This is a genomic window from Clostridium tarantellae, assembly GCF_009295725.1.
Classification (GTDB): Bacteria; Bacillota; Clostridia; order Clostridiales; family Clostridiaceae; genus Sarcina; species Sarcina tarantellae.
Map to the genome: position 1 here is coordinate 1 of NZ_WHJC01000484.1, position 1,526 is coordinate 1,526.

At 26.0% G+C, this 1,526-nt stretch carries 3 protein-coding genes and 1 pseudogene; all 4 read right to left on the minus strand.

From position 1 onward, the window contains the following. A pseudogene (locus GBZ86_RS15795) lies at positions 1-266 on the minus strand (hypothetical protein); the annotation flags it as partial. A 49-nt stretch (positions 267-315) separates the two neighbouring features. Beyond that, positions 316-813 (minus strand): cobalt ABC transporter permease, encoded by a 498-nt coding sequence (locus tag GBZ86_RS15800; RefSeq protein WP_152892242.1) that lies wholly within the window; start codon positions 811-813, stop codon positions 316-318. 18 nt (positions 814-831) lie between these two features. Next, positions 832-1,065 carry a hemolysin XhlA family protein gene (locus tag GBZ86_RS15805; protein WP_152892244.1) on the minus strand — a complete coding sequence of 78 codons (234 nt, stop codon included), beginning with the start codon at positions 1,063-1,065 and terminating at the stop codon, positions 832-834. A gap of 11 nt (positions 1,066-1,076) precedes the next feature. Then, positions 1,077-1,349, minus strand: coding sequence for a hypothetical protein (locus GBZ86_RS15810; protein WP_152892246.1), 273 nt, complete (start codon positions 1,347-1,349; stop codon positions 1,077-1,079). Positions 1,350-1,526: the final 177 nt, after the last annotated feature.

A 1,526-nucleotide genomic window follows, 5' to 3' on the forward strand; every position in this document is an offset into this window, starting at 1 on the left:
ATAGTTTTAATAGCTTTATTCCAATCTACAAAATAATGTGCTGAAGCACCTGCATAAACTCTATTAAAATAATCATGGTTATTTTGTGCAGTGGCTCCTTCATTATCTGTATCATGAATAACTAAACCTTTTGGATTTAAATACTGATGGCTTCTATTATGGTTAATATATTGGGTGCTTAAATTTAAAGCGTGACAGGTAGTTGTAGGTATTATAAGTAATACTAAAGCCATTATTGTTGAAATTATTTTTTTATTTATTCCCATTTAATACATCCCCTTTTAATTTTTTATCTATAAATAAAAAGAACAAAAACTATTGTTTTTGCTCTTTTACTGGTGCAATTGATGAAATATTATGTAACTTATTTTTTAACTCTATATTTTCTCTTTCAAGATCTGAATTTTTATTTACTAATTCTTCAGCTTGTTTTCTTAAATTATCTTCATGAAGTAAGGCTTTACCTTTATTTATTTCACCTGCTAAGGCTTGTCTTATTTCTTTAATTTGATATTCTTTAAGATAAGGTATTTTTTCTAATAATAATTTATCAAAATCATTAGCTTTTTTATTAGCTAAATCTTCTATATTTTCACTTATTCTATATTTTTCTTCTACTATATGCCAAATTTCTTTAGCAGTTTTTATTTCTTCTTCATGTTTATTTATTTGTAAAGTTTGTTCCACCTCCTTTTTTTTCTTAGAAATATATTCTATAGTTATATCCCCTACACTTTTTATAATGGCTACTAAAATTCCTACTAATCCTACTGTTAATGCTGTTAAAATTGTATCTGATATTTCATTATACATACGCTTTCCCTCTTTCTATTATTTTATTAAAAAGTGCTGAATTACATAAAAAAAGAACCCTAGAAAAGAAGTTCCTAGAAGTCCACATAACCACTTTAAGGCTCCTGTTAAATTTTTTATATCTTCACATAAGCTTTGAATATGTACTTTAAATTCAGCTTGTGTTTGTTCTAATTTATCTAATCTTTCTGAATGATTATTTAATCTCTTCTCATGTATTTCTATTTCATGTAATACTAGTTCTTCATTCATTAATTACCCTCCTATATGTACTTATTAAAATTTTCTTTAAACTTTGGAGTAAGTTCTTTTAAATCTATCTTAAAACTATTCCAGTTTTCCATTATTATTTTTTCTCTTTTTATTTGTACCATATCTAAAATTAATTCATAATCCTCTCCTATTTCTCCAAAGAAATTAAAATCCTGTCTTCCTGGAGCTATATGAAATATATCTCCTGTTTTCTTTCTATAAAATACAGTCATGGTATTTTTAAAATCTTCCATGGAGCTGTTTTCTAATAAATTAGTATTCATTATTAATCTTCCTTTCTAAGCTATAGCAATATAGGTTACATTTACAGGTACATATTGAGTATCACTAGAAGTTTTAGCATTTTGTATTCCACAACTAGCTTCTATTCTAAATCTTCCCTGTCTTTGATCTTCCTTAGTAAAAGCATGAGAAACTGCCACATAAAAAGGAAAAAAGTT

Excerpts from the sequence above, each read along its gene's own strand:
- GBZ86_RS15800 (WP_152892242.1), bottom strand. The coding sequence starts at position 813 with ATGTATAATGAAATATCAGATACAATTTTAACAGCATTAACAGTAGGA.
- GBZ86_RS15805 (WP_152892244.1), bottom strand. The coding sequence starts at position 1,065 with ATGAATGAAGAACTAGTATTACATGAAATAGAAATACATGAGAAGAGA.
- GBZ86_RS15810 (WP_152892246.1), bottom strand. The coding sequence starts at position 1,349 with ATGAATACTAATTTATTAGAAAACAGCTCCATGGAAGATTTTAAAAAT.